Raw genomic sequence first — 20544 nt, 5'->3', positions numbered from 1 at the left:
AAAGCATGGCTAACAGCACCAGGTCGACCTCGCGTGCGCGCAGCACGTCGTCGACCGCGCGCGGCCGCAGCACCTCGACGCGCAAGACCCCGGCGAAGACGCCGCCACCGACCCAGCCCGGCCTGTTGTCGAAGGCCTGGATGGGCTTGGCGCATCTCGTCGGCGGCGCTGCGCGCTTCTTCGGCAAGGAGACCCTGTCCAAGGACGAGCTGCGCGACGGCGCCCCGTTCTTCATCTTCCTGCTCGCGATCGCCGGGGCGGTGGTCGAGTGGATCCGGCCCAACGATCCGGTCGCCATCGCGATCGACGCCTATACCTTCGGCGGGCTCTTCGGGCGCCTCGCGTTCGCCCTGCCGGTGATCCTGCTGCTGCTTGCGGTCTGGCTGTTCCGGCATCCGGCATCGGTGCACGACAACGGCCGCATCGGCATCGGGCTCGCGCTGCTCCTCGTCTCGGTCAGCGGCCTGTGTCACGTCTTCGGCGGCCAGCCGGCCTGGGGAGCGGATGCGGAGGTCATCGCCCGCGCCGGCGGCCTGATCGGCATGCTCGTCGGTGGCTCGCTGTCGCTGGTGCTCACCCCGTACGGCGCAGTGCCGGTCATCGGGATCGTGCTCGTGCTCTCCCTCTTCATCATCACGAAGACACCGCCGAACCGGATCGGCCCGCGACTGGGTGAGCTCTACGCCTACCTGTTCGGCGCGGAACTGCCAGAGCCGGCCGCGAAGCCGGAGAAGAAGACGGTCGAGTTCGGCTCGCTCGAAGACCTTGGCCTGGACGGGGCCGACGCCGATTCGCTGCCGTGGTGGCGTCGCACCAAGACGCGGCGCGAGGAGGACCCGGCGTTCGACAGCCCGGTGCTCGTGGGCGGCACCGAAGTCATCGACCACACGCCCAAGGACGACGGCGAAGAATTCGGCATCGAGCTCATCGAGGACCTGCTGAAGGCAGAGGACGCGGTGAAGAAGTTCACCGGCGAGGTCCAACCGGCAGCGACGGGCATCCGCGACGACTCACCGGCCGAAGCCGAGGCGCTGCTGCCCGGTTTCGCCGACACCGCCTCCCAGAAGGGCGCAGCGGGCGAGTTCCAGGACGCACCGGATGCGCCGGATGCGCCGACCGCGCCGTACCGGCTGCCGTCGCCGACCGCTCTGGCCGCGGGCACGCCAGCGAAGGCGCGCACCGGCGCCAACGACGATATCGTCAAGGCCATCACCGAGGTACTGCGCCAGTTCCAGGTGGATGCAACGGTGACGGGGTTCAGCCGCGGACCGACGGTCACGCGCTACGAGATAGAGCTCGGCCCCGGCGTCAAGGTCGAGCGTGTCACCGCGCTCAGCAAGAACCTCTCCTACGCCGTCGCCAGCAATGAGGTGCGCATCCTGTCGCCCATCCCGGGCAAGAGCGCGATCGGTGTCGAGATCCCCAACGCCGACCGCGAGATCGTGTCCCTCGGCGACGTGCTGCGGTCGAAGGCGAGCACCTCGAGCTCGCACCCGATGACCATCGGCGTCGGCAAGGACGTCGAGGGCGGCTTCGTCGTCGCGAACCTCGCCAAGATGCCGCACCTGCTGGTCGCCGGGTCCACCGGCTCAGGCAAGTCCAGCTTCATCAACTCGATGATCACCAGCCTGCTGATGCGCGCGAAGCCGTCTGAGGTGCGGATGGTGCTGATCGATCCCAAGCGCGTCGAGCTCTCGCACTACGCCGGTGTCCCTCACCTCATCACGCCCATCATCACGAACCCGAAGAAGGCCGCTGAGGCGCTGTCCTGGGTCGTCAAGGAGATGGACATGCGGTACGACGACCTGGCCAGCTTCGGCTTCCGCCACATCGACGACTTCAACCGCGCCATCCTGAACGATGAGATCCAGCTGCCGGCGGGCAGCGAGCGGAAGCTCAAGCCGTACCCGTACCTGCTCGTGGTGGTGGACGAGCTCGCCGACCTGATGATGGTCGCGCCGCGAGATGTCGAGGACTCGGTCGTGCGCATCACCCAGCTGGCACGCGCATCCGGCATCCACCTCGTGCTCGCCACCCAGCGGCCGAGCGTCGACGTGGTCACCGGACTGATCAAGGCCAACGTGCCCAGTCGCCTCGCGTTCGCGGTCAGCAGCATGACCGACTCGCGGGTCATCCTGGACCAGCCGGGCGCCGACAAGCTCATCGGCCAGGGCGACGCCCTCTTCCTGCCGATGGGCGCCTCGAAGCCGATGCGTGTGCAGGGTGCGTGGGTGAGCGAGAACGAGGTCGCGGAGGTCGTCAAGCACGTCACCGCGCAGGCCCGCCCCGACTACCGGCAGGACATCACCGCCGTCGCGCAGAAGAAGGAGGTCGACGGCGACATCGGCGACGACCTTGAACTGCTGCTCGCCGCCGCTGAACTCGTCGTCAGCACACAGTTCGGTTCCACCTCGATGCTGCAGCGCAAGCTTCGCGTCGGCTTTGCCAAGGCCGGCCGCCTGATGGACCTGCTGGAGTCCCGCGAGATCGTCGGCCCGTCCGAAGGGTCGAAGGCCCGTGACGTGCTCGTCACGCCGGAACAGCTCCCCTCGGTGCTCGCGCGCTTGCGCGGTGACGAACCGGTCGATGACCAGAACGCATCCGGCGGCGGCGGTTACGATGAGGTGGAAGGCGACTCGGACGAGGACGCCTGGCAACTGACCGACAGAGAGTGAAGCAGTGTCCCTGCCCTCCAGCCCTGTGAACGGGGACCGCGAGCGGTCGTTCCCGATGCGCGGACGGGTTGCCCGCAACGGGGATACCCCCGCGAGCACCGGAAACATCGCCAACATCATCACCGTCGTGCGCATCCTGCTGGCACCCGTGTTCGTCTGGATGCTGCTCGTCGACGGCGGCGAGAACGGGCCGTTGCGGTACGCCGCCGCGGCGCTGTTCATCGTCGCGATCGTGACCGACAGCGTCGACGGGCTGCTCGCGCGCAGGCAGAACCTGATCACCGACTTCGGCAAGATCCTCGACCCCATCGCCGACAAGATCCTCATCGGCGGCGCGCTCATCGCGCTGTCGATCCTCGGCGAGCTGTGGTGGTGGGTCACCATCGTGATCCTCGCCCGGGAGCTCGGGATCACCGCGTTCCGGATGGCCGTGGTCCGCCAGGTCGTCATCGCGGCGTCCCCGGCCGGCAAGCTCAAGACCGTGATGCAGGCGGTGGCGGTGTCGTTCTACCTCGTGCCCACCTGGGAGTGGTTCGGCGAGTGGACCCACTGGGTCAACGCCGTGCTGATGGGGATCGCGGTAGTGCTCACCCTGTGGTCGGGCATCGAATACATCGTCAGCGCGGTCAGGCAGAAGAGAGCGCATGGCGCCGTCGACTGAGCCCGGTCCGGACGCTCCGGCGCCGATCACCGCCGCCCTGGTCGCGGAGCTCAGCGCACGGGGCATGACCGTCGCCGTCGCAGAATCGCTCACCGGCGGGCTGGTGACGGCGGAACTGGTTCGCCCGGCCGGCGCCTCTGCCGTGGTCAACGGTTCTGTGGTGGCCTACGCCACCCAGCTGAAGCACACGCTGCTCGGGGTCGACGCTGAACTGCTCGAGCGGGAGGGGCCGGTGCATCCTGAGGTCGCCGAGCAGATGGCGCGCAACGTGCGCGCCATCCTCGCGGTCGACGGCTCGCCCGCCTCGATCGGCATCGCGACGACCGGAGTCGCCGGTCCGGACCCGCAGGCCGGGCATCCGGTCGGCACCGTCTACCTCGGCCTCTCAATCGGAGACGACACCGTCTCGAAGCGACTCGAGCTCGCCGGCACGCGCGACGAGATCCGGGCACGCACGGTCAGCGAGGCGGTCGCCTGGCTGAGCGGCACCATCCGCTCGGTGGCGGCGAGGGAATAGCCCGGGTGTCGATCTCGTTACAACTGGTGATTCACAAACGTCATTCAGTGACCACCGTTTAGAGTTTGAAGACGGTTGGATGTAGAGTTCAACATCCACTCGACGTAAGAGCTCAGCAGACAGGGAAGAGGAGGGGTCCAATGGTTCTGGTTCGTCAAGAAATCGGTGACGTGCTGCGGGACTTCCGTCTGCAGAAGGGACGCACCCTTCGTCAGGTCGCGAGCAAGGCGTCCGTCGCGCTGGGCTATCTCAGCGAGGTCGAGCGTGGCCAGAAGGAGGCCAGCTCCGAGATTCTCGCATCAGTGGCTGATGCGCTCGACACGCCCATCTCGGTGATCATGCGCGAAGTCGGAGACCGCCTTGCGGTGATCGAAGGTCTCGACGTCATCCCGGACACGGTTCCCGACGACCTCGTCGCGAACTTCGACGCGGATCTCGCGGTCCGCTGATTCCACACACGTTGAACGCCCCGGCTTGCGTCCGGGGCGTTCGCTTTCTGACGCGAAGGGCGCGGCGGTGAGGTTGAGCGAGTTCCGTCGAGCCGTCGCCGAGGAATTCGGCGAGGGCTACGGCAGCACGTTGCTGCGCGATCTGGTGCTCGTCGAGTTCGGGGACCACACTGCCGAGCAGGCACTCGCCGCGGGCCAGCCGCCGCGCGAGGTCTGGATCGCGCTGTGCAAGGCGACGGACGTGCCGCCGAACCGCTGGTACGGCGCGGGCAGGCAGCCCGCCAAGTCCTGATGGTCGGCGCGTGCTCGGGGCCAGTTCGAGATTCGCCTTCCGACACGCCGAAAATGGTTCGAACATCGATTCGGATCTGACTAGGCTCCTACACAGCAGCACTCGAAAACGTGGCACTCACAACGGGCGGCGGGCGACAGTCGAATGTCACCGGTCGGGCGTAGCGTAGCGATCGTTGGAGATATGCAGCCAACTGCCTTGTCGCGGTACTCACGAAGCCTTGCATCATCGGCTCGTGGGGGGAACGGCAGCCTATAGGCGCACCGAGTACGAGTCCTAAGGAGTTCCAAATGCCATCAGCAGCGGATCGTGAAAAGTCGCTGGAAACCGCCCTCGCCCAGATCGACCGCCAGTTCGGCAAGGGCTCCGTCATGCGTCTGGGCAGCGATGAGCGCGCGCCTGTCGCGGTGATCCCGACGGGGTCGATCGCCCTTGACGTCGCACTCGGCATCGGCGGGTTGCCCCGCGGCCGGATCGTCGAGATCTACGGCCCTGAGTCCTCGGGTAAGACGACGCTCACGCTGCATGCGATCGCCAACGCGCAGCGCGCCGGCGGCATCGCGGCGTTCATCGACGCGGAGCACGCGCTCGACCCGGAGTACGCCAAGTCGCTCGGCGTCGACATCGACTCCCTGCTCGTGTCGCAGCCCGATACGGGTGAGCAGGCGCTCGAGATCGCCGACATGCTCGTGCGAAGCGGATCCATCGACCTCATCGTCATCGACTCGGTCGCAGCACTCGTGCCCCGCGCTGAGATCGAGGGCGAGATGGGCGACTCACACGTCGGCCTGCAGGCGCGGCTCATGTCGCAGGCGCTGCGCAAGCTCACCGGTGGCCTCAACTCGACCAACACCACGATGATCTTCATCAACCAGTTGCGCGAGAAGATCGGTGTCTTCTTCGGAAGCCCAGAGACCACCGCCGGCGGTAAGGCGCTGAAGTTCTACGCCTCGGTGCGTCTCGACATCCGGCGCATCGAGACCCTGAAGGAAGGGTCTGACGCGGTCGGCAACCGCACGCGCGTCAAGGTCGTCAAGAACAAGATGGCGCCGCCGTTCAAGCAGGCCGAGTTCGACATCCTGTACGGCACCGGTATCTCTCGCGAGGGAAGCCTGATCGACTTCGGTGTCGAACACGGCATCGTCAAGAAGTCCGGCGCCTGGTACACCTACGAAGGCGACCAGCTCGGTCAGGGCAAGGAGAACTCACGCCGGTTCCTGATCGAGAACCCCAAGATCGCCGCCGAGATCGAGACCAAGATCATGGTCAAGCTCGGCATCGGCGCCGAGGCGAAAGCCGCTGCAGCAGCGGCCGCAGCCGAGAGCAACGTCGACTCGATCGCCGACAAGCTCGCGACCCGCAAGGCGGCTGGCGAATAGCCGCCAGAGCCGAGCTAAGGGGCTGACGACATGACATCCGACGAGCGGCTCGCACCGGTCACCTACCTGCCGGGAGCCGAGCCCTCGTCGGACGTCGCCGACCCGGATCCGACCTCCGACGCCAGGCCGCACACGGCCGAGAGTCTCGAGGAGCAGGCACGCGAGGCCGAGAAGATCAGCATGCGCGGTCTCACCCGCCGCGGCCTCTCGCGCGTTGAGCTGGGCGACCAGCTGGCCAAGCACGGCATCGACATCTGCGCCGTCGAGATCGAGCTGGACCGGCTGGAGTCGGTCGGCCTGATCGACGACAGGGCACTGGCGGAGACGCTCGTCCGCACGCTGCGCGAGCGCAAAGGTCTCGGCAGGCAGGCGCTCACCGCCGAGTTGCGGCGGCGCGGCATCGACGACGAGTTCATCCTGGAGGCGCTGGAGGAACTCGACGACGACGATGAGCAGGAGCGCGCCAACGAACTCGCGGCCAAGCGCGCCCGCCAGCTCGGCAGCCTCGACCGGGAGACGGCGGTGCGCCGTCTCAGCGGGTTCCTGATGCGCAAAGGCTACTCGGGCGACGTTGTGCGCCACGCGGTGGACAGTGCCCTCGCCGCACCCTCCGCGTCGGGTCCGCGCTTCCGCTGACCGGCGACGCTAACCCGGCCGGGCCTACCACCGAGGGGTCGCAAAAGGTCCTTCCCCTCCGCAGGAAGCCGCTTTCTGACCCCTCGGGTGTGCCGGGCAGGTGTTGACCGCCCAGGTGGTCGCGCCCGCCGTGACCGGATTAGGCTTGAGGCCTCATGAGCGCCACCACCACGACCGAGCGCCCGCGCACCTACGAGGTGCGCACCTACGGGTGCCAGATGAACGTTCACGACTCCGAGCGACTCAGCGGCTCGCTCGAGGCCGCCGGTTACGTGCGTGCCGACGACGGACAGGCCGACGTCGTGGTGATCAACACGTGCGCGGTCCGCGAGAACGCGGACAACAAGCTGTACGGCAACCTCGGGCACCTCGCATCCGTCAAACGCGAGCACGAGGGCATGCAGATCGCCGTCGGCGGATGTCTGGCGCAGAAGGACAAGTCGGTCATCCTCGAGAAGGCGCCGTGGGTTGATGTCGTCTTCGGCACCCACAACATGGGGTCGCTGCCGGCGCTGCTTGAACGTGCCCGCCACAACGGTGAGGCGCAGTTGGAGATCCTCGAATCGCTCGAGGTGTTCCCGTCCACCCTCCCCACCCGACGGGACTCCACCTACAGCGGTTGGGTTTCCATCTCGGTCGGATGCAACAACACCTGCACCTTCTGCATCGTGCCATCGCTGCGCGGCAAGGAGAAGGATCGTCGCCCCGGCGATATCCTCGCCGAACTGCAGGCACTCGTCGACGATGGCGCCATCGAGGTCACCCTGCTCGGCCAGAACGTCAATTCCTACGGTGTCGAGTTCGGCGACCGGCAGGCGTTCGGCAAGCTGCTGCGGGCCGCGGGAGAGATCGACGGGCTTGAGCGCATCCGCTTCACCAGCCCGCACCCCGCCGCCTTCACCGACGACGTCATCGACGCGATGGCCGAGACGCCCACCGTCATGCCGCAACTGCACATGCCGCTGCAGTCCGGGTCGGACCGGATCCTGCGCGCGATGCGCCGCAGCTACCGGTCGGAGAAGTTCTTGGGCATCCTCGACCGGGTTCGCGCGCGCATCCCGAACGCGGCGATCAGCACCGACATCATCGTCGGGTTCCCCGGCGAGACCGAGGAGGACTTCCAGGACACCCTGCGCGTTGTCGAGCAGGCGCGCTTCGCGAGCGCGTTCACCTTCCAGTACTCGATCCGAGAAGGGACACCGGCGGCAACCATGCCCGACCAGGTGCCCAAGGAGGTCGTCCAGGAACGCTACGAACGACTGGTCGCACTGCAGGAGCACATCTCCTGGGAGGAGAACCAGAAGCTGGTCAGCAGCACCGTCGAGGTGCTCGTCGCGACCGGCGAGGGTCGCAAGGACGCCGACACGCACCGGATGAGCGGACGCGCAGAAGACAGCCGACTCGTGCACTTCGACGTCCCGGCCGGCAGCGACGTCCCCCGCCCGGGCGACGTGGTGACGGTCGCCGTCACCCAGGCGGCGCCGTTCTACCTCATCGCCGACTCCGACGGTTCCCCGCTGCGCGTGCGACGCACCCGCGCCGGCGACGCGTGGGACCGCGCCGAGGCCGAGTCCTGCGCGGTGCCCGCGCACGGCGGAACCGCGTCCACAGGCGCAAAGGTCTCTTTGGGCTTGCCAACGCTGCGCGTCGCGACCACACCGATCTACGACCCGGCAGATGGGCAGCGCTGACCCCAGCGGCACGCCGATCATCGCGATCGTCGGCGCGACCGGCACGGGCAAGACGACCCTGTCGCTCGACGTCGCAGAATGGCTGCGCGACACCGGCCGCCCGGCCGAGATCGTCAACGCCGACGCGATGCAGCTCTACCGGGGCATGGACATCGGCACGGCCAAGCTGCCGGAGGGCGAGCGTCGCGGCATCCGTCACCACCTGCTCGACGTCCTCGACGTCACCGAGGAGGCCACGGTCGCGCGCTATCAGCCGGTCGCGCGCGAGCACATTGACGACATCATCGCGCGCGGGGCCGTGCCGATTCTCGTCGGCGGCTCCGGCCTCTACGTCTCCGCAGTGCTGCACGACTTCCGCTTCCCCGGAACGGATGCCGGGATCCGGGCGCGCCTGGAAGCCGAGCTCGACGCGAGCGGTCCGGGCATGCTCTACCAGCGGCTGCGTGCGGTCGACCCTGACGCTGCCGCGTCGATCGGCCCGCACAACGGGCGGCGCATCGTGCGCGCGCTCGAGGTGATCGAACTCACCGGGGAGCCGTTCGGCAGCGGTTTGCCGGCCGATGAGTTCTGGCGACCCACCATCGTCATCGGCGTGCAGGCGCCCCGCGACGAACTCGTCGCCAGGCTGAACGACCGGGTGCAGCGGATGTGGGACGACGGACTGCTCGACGAAGTACGCCGACTGATCCCACTCGGCATCGAGCGCGGAGTCACCGCGAGCCGGGCCATCGGCTACGCGCAGGCGATCGCCGAAGTGCACGGCGAACTAACTCGAACCGAGGCGATCGAGGCCACCGCGGCCCTCACCCGCAAGTACGCGCGCAGACAGGTCAGCTGGTTCCGACGCTACCGGAGCGCCCACTGGTTCGAGCCCTATGAGGCCTTAGGCGGCACGCAACTACTATTGCAGGATGCCTGAACTGCTCTTCACGAAAGGCCACGGCACGGGGAACGACTTCGTGTTGTTCGCCGATCCGGATGGCGAGGTCGAACTCAGCACGATCCAGATCGCCGAGCTCTGCGACCGGCACTTCGGCATCGGCGCCGACGGGCTGATCCGGGCCGTGCGCTCTCGCCACATTCCGGATGGCGCCGCCGCGCTTGCCGAGGACGAGGACGCCGAGTGGTTCATGGACTACTACAACGCCGACGGGTCGGTGTCCGAGATGTGCGGCAACGGCATCCGGGTGTTCGCGCGCTTCCTGCTCGAGAACGGCCTGACCACGCTCGAGCACGGCGAGACCCTCTCGATCGGCACGCGCGCCGGCGTGCGCGACCTGCAACGCAACCTCACCGGTTTCCAGGTCGACCTGGGCCGCTGGAAGCTCGACGGCGGTGAGCCGCTGGTCCGCGCGAAAAACCTCAAGGTGGCTCGGCCGGGGCTCGGCATCAACGTCGGCAACCCGCACGTCGTCGTCGCCCTCTCCAGCGAGGAGGAGCTCGAGTCGGCCGACCTCGCGTACATCCCGATCATCGACCCGGAGCCGGTGGCGGGCGCGAACGTCGAGTTCGTCGTGCCCGGCGACCCGCTCGTGCGTGACGGCATCGGACACATCCGGATGCGTGTGCACGAGCGCGGCAGCGGCGAGACGCTGTCCTGCGGCACCGGTGCGGTCGCGGCGGCGCTGGCGACACGCCACTGGGCAGGCGAGAGTGCACCGCATCAGTGGCGCGTCGAGGTCCCCGGCGGCTCGCTCGGGGTCAGGATGTGGCCGGCCGAGGACGGCGAGCACGTCTCGCTGAGCGGCCCGGCCGAGCTGGTCTACACCGGCTCGATCGAGTACTCCGCCTAGCTCACTTGTGGCGGACCCGCAGCACGCGGAAACCCTTGTTGGTCGACGAGCGGATGACGCTGAAGCCGTCCGGGAGCGTAGTCTCCAGCCAGCGCTGCAGCGAGTCCGACCCGAGGTTCCGCGCCACGACCAGCCAGGCATCCGCATCCGCCTCCAGCCTGGGCAGCCAGAACTCGAGCATGTTGTGCAGCTCGCTCTTGCCCACCCGAATCGGGGGGTTGCTGCGGATGGTCATGAATCGCACGTCGGCGGGAACATCCTCGGGCCGTACGGTGTTGACATTGTCGAGGCCGAGGGTCTCGGCGTTGCGTCGGACCAGATCCAGCGCCCGCTCGTTCACATCAACGGCCCACACCGTCGCGCGGGGAGACTCGAGAGCGAGAGTGAGGGCAATCGGACCCCACCCGCAGCCGAGGTCGAGGAAGTGGCCGCCAGGCGGCGCGACCGGACTGTTCGCCAGGAGCACCTGTGTTCCGACGTCGATCCGGTCGGGGGAGAAGATGCCGCCAGCCGTTGTGAGGACTGCCTGGCGCCCCGCCAAGGTGACATGCAGCGGCCGGAGCTGGGGTGCACTTGCCGGACGTGAAGAAAAGTAGTGCTCGTCGGGCATGCAGAGAAACTTACCCGGTGACGAAGAGTTAGGGTTAACCCAATGACTGAACTTGAGCGCAACGACGACGCCGTCGACCGCGTACTGGCGGCAGCCGATTCGCGTGCGGAGCAGTACGCGATCTTCGGATCTCGGGCGCAGGCGCTGCAGTCGGCATCCGCCGACACCGATGCTGACGGCGATCAACTCGACCGCGAGGACCGGCAGGCGCTGCGTCGCGTCGCCGGGCTGTCCACCGAGCTGCAGGATGTCACCGAGGTCGAGTACCGGCAGCTGCGGCTTGAGAATGTCGTGTTGATCGGCGTGTACAGCCAGGGCGCCCTCGCCGACGCGGAGAATTCGATGCGCGAGCTCGCGGCCCTCGCAGAGACCGCCGGCGCGGTTGTGCTCGACGGCCTGCTGCAGCGACGCCCGCACCCGGACCCCAGCACCTACCTCGGCAAGGGCAAGGCTCAGGAACTCGCCGGCGTGGTCGCGGCACTCGGCGCCGACACCGTCGTCGCCGACACCGAGCTGGCACCCAGCCAGCGGCGCGCCCTCGAGGATGTCGTCAAGGTCAAGGTCATCGACCGTACGGCCGTGATCCTCGACATCTTCAGCCAGCACGCGAAGAGCCGCGAGGGCAAGGCCCAGGTCGAGCTCGCGCAGCTCGAGTACCTGCTTCCCCGCCTTCGCGGCTGGGGTGAGTCGATGAGCCGGCAGGCCGGTGGCCAGGTCGGCGCCGGCGTCGGCATGGGTTCCCGCGGCCCAGGTGAGACGAAGATCGAACTCGACCGTCGGCGTATCCACACCCGGATGGCGAAGCTGCGCAAGCAGATCAAGGAGTTCGCGCCCGCACGCGAGGCGAAGCGCGCCAACCGTCAGCGCAACGAGGTGCCGACCGTCGCGATCGCCGGCTACACCAACGCGGGCAAATCGTCGCTGCTGAACCGCATCACGCGAGCCGGACTGCTCGTGCAGAACGCCCTGTTCGCAACACTCGACACCACCGTCCGCAAGTCGGAGACCGAGGACGGCCGCCGGTACACGCTCGTCGACACCGTCGGGTTCGTGCGGAACCTCCCACACGAGTTGGTCGAGGCGTTCCGCTCCACCCTCGAGGAGGTCGCGGGCGCCGACGTCATCGTGCACGTCGTCGACGCATCGCATCCGGACCCAGCCAGCCAGCTCGCGACCGTGCGCGACGTCATCGGCGAGGTGGGCGCGCGGGACATCCCGGAGATCGTCGCGTTCAACAAGGCCGACCTGGTGGATGACGGCACTCGCCTGGTGTTGCGCGGACTGGAACCGAACGCGGTGTTCGTGTCCGCCCGCACCGGTGAGGGCATCGAGGAGCTGCTCGGGGAGATTGCCCGGCTGCTGCCCGCCCCGGACATCGAGGTCGAACTGCTGGTGCCGTACGACCGTGGCGACGTGATCTCGGGTCTGCACGACCACGGTCGGGTGCTGTCCACCGACTACGAAGAGTCCGGCACGCGCGTGCACGCGCTCGTGACCGCGCACTACGCCCCCGAGCTTCGCCGCTGGGCGGTCGTGTCGGCCTGACCCATCGGTGATCGTTCCTCCTCGGCGATCGAGCCTGTCGAGATCCGAGCCTGTCGAGATCCCCTTCAGCCGAGATTCCCACCGAGACTGCGCAAACCGGCATTTTGAGCGCTCAGAATGCCAGTTTCTGCAGTCTCGTGAAGGGGTCGGCGGTCAGACCGCCCGCAGCACCGCCACGACCTTGCCGAGGACCTCTGCCTGGTCGCCCAAGATGGGCGCAAAGGCCGAGTTCCGTGGCAGCAGCCAGGTGTGTCCGTCGCGCTGCTGGAAGACCTTGACAGTGGCCTCATCGTCGAGCATCGCCGCGACGATCTCGCCGTTCTCGGCGTTCTTCTGCTGGCGCACGACAACCCAGTCGCCGTCGCAGATGGCCGCGTCGATCATGGAATCGCCGACAACCTTGAGCATGAAGAGGTCTCCCTTCCCGACTAGCTGGCGGGGGAGCGGGAACACTTCGTCGATCTGCTGGTCCGCGGTGATCGGGATGCCGGCGGCGATGCGTCCGACCAGGGGGACCATCGCGGCGTCTCCGACCGGGATGGTGCTCTCCTCCGGCTGGCTCGGCAGTTCGATGAGCACTTCGAGCGCGCGGGTGCGGTTCGGGTCGCGGCGGAGGTAGCCGCTGAGCTCCAGCTGGTTCAGCTGGTGAGTGACGCTCGACAGTGAGGAGAGACCCACGGCGTCGCCGATCTCACGCATGCTCGGCGGGTAGCCGCGCGTCGCGACCGAGCGCTGGATCACCTCGAGAATCGCGAGCTGCTTCTCGCTGAGGCTCTTGCGGCGTCGGGTACCGGGCTTCGCGCCCGCCTCGCCGCGCCCGTTCTCGATCGCGCTCATAGGGTCCTCCACCCCTCACGCCACATCAATGTCAGTGGCTGCTGATTGTCTGTAGTCCAGACAATCGAAACTGTATCCGCCTCTCGTGACCAAAACAAACATTTCTTCGAGCGTGTTGATAACTCGCCGCGACACACTTCGAAAATTGACTTGATTTCGGTCACTATCGAAGATACATTCGGAACAAAGCTTCGTATCCGGCGCTCCCGGCCGAGCGTCGGATACGAGAACCCAGTACGGCGAGATCACTAGAGGAGGAGCACCATGAAGGAGACAGCAATGACCGCAGCGCAGCCCGTGGCCCGACTTCGGCTGACTCGTCGTGGGCGCGCAGTGATCACCGCCCTGGTTGCCGCCCCAGTCGTGATCGCCATCAGCGCGATCGCGCTCAACGGGGGCGGTGCGGTCGCAGACAGCGAAGGTTCCGCGCATGAGTTCGAGTACACGACGGTGCTCGCCGGGCAGTCCTTGTGGCAACTTGCGGCCGACATCGCGCCGCAAGCCGACCCGGGTGACGTTGTCGCCGACATCCTCAGCCTCAACCGGCTGACCAGCTCCGAGGTGCAAGGCGGTCAGCGCCTGGCCATTCCGGCGGCCTACTCCAACTGACGCTGCCTCCGGCGAATCGCCCGGCGGACGCCTGTAGGGGAGAGGACGGCGGTGTCTCGGTCCGGCGGAGCGCGCCCGTTCCGGACAGGCGCGCCCGGCACACGCGGCGCGGATGTCCGGAGCAGGCGCGTCGCGGCGGGAGGGTGCGGATGTCCGGAACGGGCGCGGCGTGGCGCGTGGGCGCAGGTGTTCGGAACGGGCGCGACCCGGCGGTGGCCCGGCGGACACAGAGGCCGCCGTACGATTGATCGGTGCCTCTTTCCTTTCGAGACCTGCCCATTCGTGACGACCTTCGCGGCCTGACACCGTACGGCGCACCTCAGCTCCACGTGCCGGTTGCCCTGAACGTCAACGAGAACTCGCACCCGATCCCGGAGGCGGTCGCGCACGACATCGTCGCGGGCCTCGCCGAGGCGGTCCTCGGCATCAACCGGTACCCGGATCGCGAGTTCACCGCCTTGCGGGAGAGCCTCGCCGGCTACCTCGGCCACGACCTCACGGGCGAGAACATCTGGGCCGCCAACGGCTCGAACGAGGTGCTGCAGCAACTGCTGCAGGCATTCGGCGGGCCGGGCCGCACCGCGCTGGCTTTCCCGCCCACGTACTCGATGCACTCGATCATCGCCTCCATCACCGGAACCCGCTGGGTCACGGGCGAGCGCGACGCCGACTATGAACTCTCGCCTGAGACGGTCGAACGCTGGATCAAGAAGACCGATCCCGACATCGTGTTCCTCTGCTCGCCGAACAACCCGACCGGCACACCGGTATCTCTCGAGACCATTGAGGTCGCGTACGCGGCTACCCGCGGCATCCTGATCGTCGACGAGGCCTACGCCGAGTTCATGCCGGCGGGGGAGCCGAGCGCCCTCACCCTGCTGCCCGGCCGAGAACGCCTCGTGGTGTCCCGCACCATGAGCAAGGCCTTCGCCTTCGCGGGCGCCCGGCTCGGCTACCTGGCGGCCGACCCGTCAGTTGCCGACGCGCTGCGGCTCGTCAGGCTGCCCTACCACCTCTCCGCGCTCACCCAGGCGGCCTCCCTCGCGGCGCTCGCCCACGCCGACGAGATGCTCGCGATGGTCGACGACATCCGCGGCCAACGCGACCGGCTCCTGGAAGAGCTGCCGCGCCTCGGCCACCCGGTGCTGCGCAGCTGGACCAACTTCGTGCTGTTCGGCGGCGTCGCCGACCCGAGCGCCACCTTCGAGGCGCTGCTGCAGCGAGGCATCCTGATCCGCGACATTGGCATCCCGCACCACATGCGTGTCACCGCCGGCACCGAGCAGGAGACCACCCAGTTCCTCGCGGCCTTGGCCGAACTCGACTGACGAATAGGATTGATCAATGGCTAATCAGCGCGTCGCCCAGCTCCAGCGGGAGACCAGTGAGTCGAGCATCCGTCTGTCGGTCAACCTCGACGGCACCGGCACCTCCGACATCCGGACCAGCGTCCCGTTCTTCGACCACATGCTCACCGCGTTCTCGAAGCACTCGCTCATCGACCTCGAGGTGCACGCCACCGGCGACACCCACATCGACGTGCACCACACGGTCGAGGACATCGGCATCGTGCTCGGCAAGGCCATCGGGCAGGCGCTCGGCGACAAGGCCGGCATCGCCCGCTACGGCGACGCCCACGTGCCGCTCGATGAGGCGCTCGTCCGCGCCGTCGTCGACGTCTCCGGCCGCCCCTACCTCGTTCACAGCGGCGAGCCGGCGGGTTTCGAGTTCCACCTGATCGGCGGCCACTTCACCGGCTCGATGGTCCGCCACGTCTTCGAGGCGATCACTCACCACGCGGCACTCACGGTGCACATCACGGTGCTCGGCGGACGCGACCCGCACCACATCGCCGAGGCCGAGTTCAAGGCGTTCGCGCGTGCCATGCGCCAGGCGGTGGCTCCGGATGCCCGAGTAAGCGGCATCCCGTCGACTAAGGGCGCGCTGTAGTCGTGACCAGGCCATCCGTCGTCGTCTACGACTACGGGAGCGGGAACATCCACTCCGCAGCCAAGGCTCTCGAGGCCGCCGGGGCGGATGTCACGGTGACCGGCGACAAGGCAGCCGCGATGGAAGCCGACGGGCTCGTCGTGCCCGGCGTCGGCGCCTTCGCCGCGGTCATGCAGCAGTTGGCAACGGTCCGCGGCCCAGAGGTGATCGACCGGAGGCTGGCCGGCGGACGCCCGGTGCTCGGCATCTGCGTGGGCATGCAGGTCATGTTCGAATCCGGCCTCGAACGCGGGCAGAACACCGAGGGCCTCGGCGAATGGCCCGGCGCCGTGGAGAGCCTGGGCACCCCGGTGCTCCCGCACATGGGCTGGAACACGGTCGAGGCGCCGGAGAACTCACGGCTCTTCGCAGGCGTCAGCGATGAGCGCTTCTACTTCGTCCACTCGTTCGCGGCCCGGCAGTGGACCCTCACCGACACCCCGTTCTCCCACCCGGCTGTCACCTGGGCGGAGCACGATGGCGTGCGCTTCGTCGCGGCGGTGGAGAACGGCCCACTGGCCGCGACCCAGTTCCACCCGGAGAAGTCCGGCGAGGCCGGGCTGCGGCTGCTGTCGAACTGGGTCGGGTCACTGCGGAAGTGACTAGTATCTAAAGCTTGCGCGTACGGCGCCGCGCGACCTCACACAGCACCAACACCCTTCAAGAAAGCGACCATGAGCGAGTTCAATACGATCCCGGGCCTCACCCTGCTTCCGGCGGTCGACATCGCAGACGGCAAGGCCGTCCGCCTCACCCGAGGCGAAGCGGGAACCGAGACCAACTACGGCGACCCGGCAGATGCCGCGGCGGACTGGGTGGCTCAGGGAGCCGAGTGGATCCACCTCGTCGACCTCGACGCCGCGTTCGGCCGCGGTACCAACCACTCGGCCATCCGCCGCGTCATACGCGCCGCGCGTGGCGTCAACATCGAACTCTCCGGCGGCATCCGGGATGACCAGACCCTCGAGACGGCTCTCGCGAGCGGCGCTAAGCGCATCAACCTCGGCACCGCGGCACTCGAGAACCCGGTCTGGGCCGCCCACGTCATCGCCGAGTACGGTGACGCGATCGCTGTCGGCCTCGATGTGCGCGGCACAACGCTCGCCGCGCGCGGCTGGACCCGGGACGGCGGCGACCTGTTCGAGGTCATGGACCGGCTCGAGGAAGCCGGATGCGCGCGCTACGTCGTCACCGACGTCACCAAGGACGGCACGCTCCAGGGCCCCAACCTGGAGCTGCTGCGCATGGTCGCCGAGCGCACCGACAAGCCGATCATCGCCTCCGGCGGCGTCTCCAGCCTTGACGACATCGCCGCCCTGCGCGAGCTGGTGCCGCACGGCCTGGAGGGCGCCATCGTCGGCAAGGCACTCTACGCCGGCGCGTTCACCCTGGCTGAGGCGCTCGACGTCGCATCCGGATGACCGGACCCACCGACTCCGCAGGCCAGCCGTGGGCTGGCAGGCACTTCGAGCCCAACCCCAACGCCGACGATGACGGCAGCGCGCCGCCCGAGCTGATCGACGCGATCGACCGGTTCCACGCAGGTCAGGCGGATCAGGCGGCCGTCGTCGACGTCCTCCGCGATGCGCGCGTGCTGATCCCGCTCCTCGCGAAGGCAGGAGAGTTGGGGCTGAGCGACGATGGCAAGCTCATCGACAAGACGCAGGAGCTCGCGATCGTCACTGTGAAGGGCCCGGATGGCCGCTCCGTGATCCCGGTGTTCAGCTCGGTCGGCGCGATGTCGGCGTGGAACCCCACCGCGCGGCCCGTTCCCGCGACCGGTGTGCGCGTCGCGCTCGCGGCCGCGAGCGAACACACCGACCTCGTCGTGCTCGACCCGACATCACCGACCGAATTCGGCGTGCGCCGCCCAGCGCTGTGGTCGATGGCGAAGCAGCAGCCGTGGACACCGGCCTTCTCCGACGTCGCGGTCGCCGCCGAGTTCGACCGGTCGGTCGCCGACGAGCCGGCGGTCGTCGCGCTTCAGCTCGCCCCGGGGGACCCGGATGCGCGCCTGGCCGGTCCGGAACTCCTGGTCGTGCTCACCCTCATTGACGGACTCGACGCAGAGCAGCTCAAGTCACTGTTCGCGCGCCTGAACGAGCGCTGGTCCGCCAGCGAGCTGATCGCCGAACGGGTCGACTCGGTCGAGGTCAGGCTCGCCCGCGCCTAGTTGACCGGGCCGGTGTACTTCTCCCCGGGACCCTTGCCTGGAGCATCCGGGATCACCGACGCCTCTCGGAACGCGAGCTGCACGCTTCGCAACCCGTCGCGCAGTGGACGAGCGTGGTGGTCGCCGAGCTCCGGCGCGGCCGCGGTGACCAGACCGGCCAGGGAGTTGATGAGCTTGCGCGCCTCATCGAGGTCGGTCTGCGACTCGGGGTCGTCGGCGAGGCCGCATTTGACTGCGGCAGCGCTCAGCAGGTGGATCGCGACGGTGTTGATGACCTCGACCGCGGGGACATCCGCGATATCGCGGGCAGCGTCGTTGCCCAGGTCGTCGGTGAAGGTGTCGCTCATCAGTGCATCCTCTGTTAGAATCGTCCGGGCCCTGAGAAACGATTACGTGTTCTCGGTGCGAAAGTGGAGATTCTCCCACCCGCGTTGACCGCCTCATCAAGGTTACCGGGTCGAATGGCACTCCGCCGCCGGCGCAATCCGGGGGTAGGTTTGGGTGCCGTTGCCGCGTGAGAATTCTCAAGCGCGGCAGGTGGGTTTCCTCTCTCGCGCTCCGGATAAGCATCCGCTTTTCGGTTTGGCAGCAGATTTTCACGAATGAGGAGCTCCCTATCAGCGAACCCCGTACTAACGACCGGATCCGGGTGCCCGAGGTCCGACTCGTCGGACCCAGCGGTGAGCAGGTCGGCGTCGTCAAGATCGACGTCGCGCTTCGTCTTGCCCAGGAGGCGGACCTGGACCTTGTAGAGGTCGCGCCGAACTCCAAGCCGCCCGTGGCGAAGATCATGGACTACGGCAAGTTCAAGTACGAAGAGGCGCAGAAGGCCAAGGAGGCCCGGCGCAACCAGGCGAACACCGTGCTGAAGGAAGTGCGCTTCCGCCTCAAGATCGACAAGCACGACTACGAGACCAAGCGCAAGCGCGCCGAGGGCTTCCTGCTGGCGGGTGACAAGGTCAAGGCGATGATCCTGTTCCGCGGTCGCGAGCAGTCGCGTCCGGAACTGGGCGTCAAGCTGCTGCAGCGCTTCGCCGAGGATGTCGCCGAATTCGGTTCGGTCGAGTCCACCCCGACCATCGACGGTCGGAACATGGTGATGGTCATCGGCCCTCACAAGAACAAGTCAACGGCGAAGGCCGAGGCGAACGCCCGACGGGATGCGTCCAAGCCCCACCGGGATGCCGCGCCCGAGTCGCACGAAGAGACCACAGAAACGAAAGAGGAAAAGGATGCCTAAGCAGAAGACCCACTCGGGGACCAAGAAGCGGTTCAAGGTCACCGGCAGCGGAAAGGTCATGAAGCAGCAGGCGGGCATGCGCCACAACCTTGAGGTCAAGTCGGGCCAGCGCAAGCGTCGCCTGAACCAGGACCAGGTCATCGCGCCTGCCGACGTCAAGAACATCAAGAAGCTTCTCGGCAAGTAACTGCGGCCGAAGACACGATAAGGAACTTACACAAATGGCAAGAGTGAAGAGGGCCGTCAACGCCCACAAGAAGCGTCGCGTCATCCTCGAGCGCGCATCCGGCTACCGCGGCCAGCGTTCGCGTCTCTACCGCAAGGCGAAGGAGCAGGTCACCCACTCGCTCGTCTACGCGTACCGTGACCGCCGTTCACGCAAGGGCGACTTCCGCCGCCTGTGGATCCAGCGCATCAACGCCGCCGCACGCGCGAACGGCATGACCTATAACCGCTTCATCCAGGGCCTGAACCTGGCCGGCATCGAGGTCGACCGTCGCATCCTCGCCGAGCTCGCGGTCAACGAGCCTGCGACCTTCGCGTCGATCGTCGAGGCCGCCAAGGCCGCTCTTCCGGCCGACACCTCGGCGCCCCGGGAGACCGCAGCGAAGTAGTATTTCTTACATGGCGATCATCGACAATCCACGGTCACCGAGGGTTCGAGCGGTTGCCAAGCTCTCCAACAAGGCAGCCCGGTCTGAGACCGGGCTGTTCCTTTTGGAGGGACCGCAAGCGGTAGCCGAGGCCCTCGCGTACCGACCAGAACTGGTCGTTGAGCTGTACTCGACGCCGACGGCGCTCGACCGTTACACCGACATCGCCCAGACCGCGGTCGACGCGGGGGTCGATGTCGAGTTCGTCAGCGAGCAGGTGCTGGACTCGATGGCCGACACCGTGACGCCGCAGGGCATCGTCGCGGTGTGCGCCCAGTTCCCGACCGCGGTGAAGGACATCCTCCGCCCGGGGCACGCGAAGCTCGTGGCCATTCTCGAAGAGGTGCGCGACCCTGGTAACGCCGGCACCATCATCCGGGCAGCGGATGCGGCGGGTGCTGACGGCGTGATCCTCACCGGGCGCACGGTCGACCTCTACAACCCGAAGGTGGTGCGGGCCTCGACCGGTTCGATCTTCCATGTGCCGATCGCGGTCGGCGCCGATCTCGAGACGGTCATCGAGCGCGCTCGCGCCGCCGGTCTCCAGGTGATCGCCGCCGATGTCAAGGGTGACGACCTGCTTCAGTCGCGGATCTCGGGTGTGCTTGCCGGGCCGACCGCGTGGCTGTTCGGCAACGAGGCCCACGGACTCGAGGACGAGCACCTGTCGCTGGTCGACCGCGTTCTCACCGTGCCGATCTACGGCAACGCCGAATCGATGAACCTCGCGACCGCGGCATCCGTCTGCCTGTACGAGTCGGCATTCGCGCACCGCTCGGCCTGACGCATCTCACG

Annotated in this window: 24 protein-coding genes; 21 read left to right on the top strand and 3 right to left on the bottom strand. The window is 67.6% G+C overall.

Going from position 1 to position 20544, the window contains the following annotated elements:
• The first annotated feature begins 5 nt into the window (after positions 1-5).
• The 10 genes from HGK58_RS11245 to dapF all read left to right on the top strand — a co-directional run bounded on the left by HGK58_RS11245 (position 6) and on the right by dapF (position 10093).
• Positions 6-2675: a DNA translocase FtsK gene (locus tag HGK58_RS11245; protein ID WP_168627649.1), complete on the top strand. Its 2670-nt coding sequence runs from the start codon at positions 6-8 to the stop codon at positions 2673-2675.
• A 55-nt stretch (positions 2676-2730) separates the two neighbouring features.
• Positions 2731-3336: a CDP-diacylglycerol--glycerol-3-phosphate 3-phosphatidyltransferase gene (gene pgsA, locus HGK58_RS11240; protein ID WP_168627770.1), complete on the top strand. Its 606-nt coding sequence runs from the start codon at positions 2731-2733 to the stop codon at positions 3334-3336.
• Positions 3320-3853 (top strand): nicotinamide-nucleotide amidohydrolase family protein, encoded by a 534-nt coding sequence (locus HGK58_RS11235; RefSeq protein ID WP_168627648.1) that lies wholly within the window; start codon positions 3320-3322, stop codon positions 3851-3853. The genes pgsA and HGK58_RS11235 overlap by 17 nt, the downstream gene beginning before the upstream one ends.
• A gap of 140 nt (positions 3854-3993) precedes the next feature.
• The gene (locus HGK58_RS11230; protein WP_168627647.1) at positions 3994-4302 is read left to right on the top strand and encodes a helix-turn-helix transcriptional regulator; all 309 of its coding nucleotides are present in this window, start codon (positions 3994-3996) and stop codon (positions 4300-4302) included.
• A gap of 67 nt (positions 4303-4369) precedes the next feature.
• Positions 4370-4594, top strand: a complete 225-nt coding sequence (locus tag HGK58_RS11225) for a DUF3046 domain-containing protein (RefSeq protein ID WP_168627646.1) — start codon at positions 4370-4372, stop codon at positions 4592-4594.
• Between the two features lie 290 nt (positions 4595-4884).
• On the top strand, positions 4885-5973 hold the full coding sequence (recA, locus tag HGK58_RS11220; protein WP_168627645.1) for a recombinase RecA: 1089 nt from the start codon (positions 4885-4887) through the stop codon (positions 5971-5973).
• A gap of 30 nt (positions 5974-6003) precedes the next feature.
• Positions 6004-6609 carry a regulatory protein RecX gene (locus tag HGK58_RS11215; RefSeq protein WP_168627644.1) on the top strand — a complete coding sequence of 202 codons (606 nt, stop codon included), beginning with the start codon at positions 6004-6006 and terminating at the stop codon, positions 6607-6609.
• 155 nt (positions 6610-6764) lie between these two features.
• Positions 6765-8300 (top strand): tRNA (N6-isopentenyl adenosine(37)-C2)-methylthiotransferase MiaB, encoded by a 1536-nt coding sequence (miaB, locus tag HGK58_RS11210; protein ID WP_168627643.1) that lies wholly within the window; start codon positions 6765-6767, stop codon positions 8298-8300.
• Positions 8287-9219: a tRNA (adenosine(37)-N6)-dimethylallyltransferase MiaA gene (gene miaA, locus HGK58_RS11205; RefSeq protein WP_168627642.1), complete on the top strand. Its 933-nt coding sequence runs from the start codon at positions 8287-8289 to the stop codon at positions 9217-9219. The genes miaB and miaA overlap by 14 nt, the downstream gene beginning before the upstream one ends.
• The gene (dapF, locus tag HGK58_RS11200) at positions 9212-10093 is read left to right on the top strand and encodes a diaminopimelate epimerase (RefSeq protein WP_168627641.1); all 882 of its coding nucleotides are present in this window, start codon (positions 9212-9214) and stop codon (positions 10091-10093) included. Before miaA ends, dapF begins: the two co-directional genes overlap by 8 nt.
• A gap of 1 nt (position 10094) precedes the next feature.
• Here the strand turns inward: dapF and HGK58_RS11195 are convergent, their stop codons facing one another.
• On the bottom strand, positions 10095-10703 hold the full coding sequence (locus HGK58_RS11195; protein ID WP_168627640.1) for a methyltransferase: 609 nt from the start codon (positions 10701-10703) through the stop codon (positions 10095-10097).
• Positions 10704-10745: 42 nt separating this feature from the next.
• Between HGK58_RS11195 and hflX the strand changes: the two genes are divergently transcribed.
• A complete protein-coding gene (gene hflX, locus HGK58_RS11190) occupies positions 10746-12248 on the top strand; it encodes a GTPase HflX (RefSeq protein ID WP_168627639.1) in 1503 nt (500 codons plus the stop codon).
• A 153-nt stretch (positions 12249-12401) separates the two neighbouring features.
• Here the strand turns inward: hflX and lexA are convergent, their stop codons facing one another.
• Positions 12402-13085 (bottom strand): transcriptional repressor LexA, encoded by a 684-nt coding sequence (lexA, locus tag HGK58_RS11185; RefSeq protein ID WP_168627638.1) that lies wholly within the window; start codon positions 13083-13085, stop codon positions 12402-12404.
• 264 nt (positions 13086-13349) lie between these two features.
• Here lexA and HGK58_RS11180 point away from each other — a divergent pair, with 264 nt between their 5' ends.
• The 6 genes from HGK58_RS11180 to HGK58_RS11155 all read left to right on the top strand — a co-directional run bounded on the left by HGK58_RS11180 (position 13350) and on the right by HGK58_RS11155 (position 17856).
• On the top strand, positions 13350-13694 hold the full coding sequence (locus tag HGK58_RS11180) for a LysM peptidoglycan-binding domain-containing protein (protein ID WP_168627637.1): 345 nt from the start codon (positions 13350-13352) through the stop codon (positions 13692-13694).
• A gap of 251 nt (positions 13695-13945) precedes the next feature.
• On the top strand, positions 13946-15022 hold the full coding sequence (locus HGK58_RS11175) for a histidinol-phosphate transaminase (protein ID WP_168627636.1): 1077 nt from the start codon (positions 13946-13948) through the stop codon (positions 15020-15022).
• 16 nt (positions 15023-15038) lie between these two features.
• Positions 15039-15644, top strand: a complete 606-nt coding sequence (gene hisB / locus HGK58_RS11170) for an imidazoleglycerol-phosphate dehydratase HisB (protein ID WP_168627635.1) — start codon at positions 15039-15041, stop codon at positions 15642-15644.
• Positions 15645-15646: 2 nt separating this feature from the next.
• Positions 15647-16285: an imidazole glycerol phosphate synthase subunit HisH gene (gene hisH / locus HGK58_RS11165; protein ID WP_168627634.1), complete on the top strand. Its 639-nt coding sequence runs from the start codon at positions 15647-15649 to the stop codon at positions 16283-16285.
• A 72-nt stretch (positions 16286-16357) separates the two neighbouring features.
• The gene (priA, locus tag HGK58_RS11160; RefSeq protein WP_168627633.1) at positions 16358-17104 is read left to right on the top strand and encodes a bifunctional 1-(5-phosphoribosyl)-5-((5-phosphoribosylamino)methylideneamino)imidazole-4-carboxamide isomerase/phosphoribosylanthranilate isomerase PriA; all 747 of its coding nucleotides are present in this window, start codon (positions 16358-16360) and stop codon (positions 17102-17104) included.
• Positions 17101-17856, top strand: a complete 756-nt coding sequence (locus HGK58_RS11155; RefSeq protein WP_168627632.1) for an SseB family protein — start codon at positions 17101-17103, stop codon at positions 17854-17856. Before priA ends, HGK58_RS11155 begins: the two co-directional genes overlap by 4 nt.
• On the opposite strand, the gene HGK58_RS11150 is transcribed toward HGK58_RS11155, so the two are convergent.
• Positions 17853-18203 (bottom strand): DUF1844 domain-containing protein, encoded by a 351-nt coding sequence (locus HGK58_RS11150; RefSeq protein WP_168627631.1) that lies wholly within the window; start codon positions 18201-18203, stop codon positions 17853-17855. The two genes, HGK58_RS11155 and HGK58_RS11150, sit on opposite strands and share 4 nt — an antisense overlap.
• 269 nt (positions 18204-18472) lie before the next feature.
• Between HGK58_RS11150 and infC the strand changes: the two genes are divergently transcribed.
• Genes infC through HGK58_RS11130 form a run of 4 tightly spaced genes read left to right on the top strand, consistent with a single transcriptional unit; the run spans position 18473 to position 20533 of the window.
• Complete coding sequence (gene infC, locus HGK58_RS11145) at positions 18473-19096, top strand: translation initiation factor IF-3 (protein ID WP_168627769.1); 624 nt, start codon at positions 18473-18475, stop codon at positions 19094-19096.
• Positions 19089-19283 carry a 50S ribosomal protein L35 gene (gene rpmI / locus HGK58_RS11140; RefSeq protein ID WP_168627630.1) on the top strand — a complete coding sequence of 65 codons (195 nt, stop codon included), beginning with the start codon at positions 19089-19091 and terminating at the stop codon, positions 19281-19283. Before infC ends, rpmI begins: the two co-directional genes overlap by 8 nt.
• Before the next feature lie 34 nt (positions 19284-19317).
• Positions 19318-19710: a 50S ribosomal protein L20 gene (gene rplT, locus HGK58_RS11135; protein ID WP_168627629.1), complete on the top strand. Its 393-nt coding sequence runs from the start codon at positions 19318-19320 to the stop codon at positions 19708-19710.
• Positions 19711-19726: 16 nt separating this feature from the next.
• A complete protein-coding gene (locus HGK58_RS11130; RefSeq protein ID WP_168627768.1) occupies positions 19727-20533 on the top strand; it encodes an RNA methyltransferase in 807 nt (268 codons plus the stop codon).
• Positions 20534-20544: the final 11 nt, after the last annotated feature.

This window comes from Cryobacterium sp. BB307 (assembly GCF_012274275.1).
Classification (GTDB): domain Bacteria; phylum Actinomycetota; class Actinomycetes; order Actinomycetales; family Microbacteriaceae; genus Terrimesophilobacter.
Note: the sequence above shows the minus strand (reverse complement) of the source record. Positions and strands in the feature narration are given on the sequence as shown.